Origin of the sequence: Corallococcus sp. AB049A (assembly GCF_003668885.1) — a bacterium.
GTDB classification, from domain to species: Bacteria; Myxococcota; Myxococcia; order Myxococcales; family Myxococcaceae; genus Corallococcus; species Corallococcus interemptor.
Map to the genome: position 1 here is coordinate 1 of NZ_RAWL01001502.1, position 379 is coordinate 379.

A 379-nucleotide genomic window follows, 5' to 3' on the forward strand; every position below is an offset into this window, starting at 1 on the left:
CGATGCACACCGAGGCCAGGGGCCACGGCGGCTGCATGCTCTCCCTGGACCGGCTGTGGCCCGTCCGGCTGGAGCTGGACGTGGAGTCCCACGCCGCCGTCCGCGCCGGCACGAAGGACGCCCCCAAGCGCTTCGACGGCTTCACCACCACCCGCCTCCAGGTCCGCGAGCTGTCCTTCACCCCGCCCCGCCTGCGTGCGGCCCGCACCGTGTAGGCCAGTGCCCACCTGAAATTCCGGTCCGCATGGGTCACCAGGCAACCCGGGGCCGGTTGGTGCGATAATGGGGGAAAGATTGCACCCGGTGGCGGGGGACGCCGCGGTTCCAGGGCGCCAGCATTTTGGACCCACCGAGGGCAGAGAAGTCTTCGGAGACAGAC

The 379-nt window shown here is 70.4% G+C and carries 1 protein-coding gene; it reads left to right on the forward strand.

All coding sequences use genetic code 11. The features are described 5' to 3' along the window. The coding region (locus tag D7X55_RS44030; protein WP_158626524.1) for a hypothetical protein at nucleotides 1-215 on the forward strand (215 nt) is incomplete at its 5' end. Between the last annotated feature and the right edge of the window lie 164 nt (nucleotides 216-379).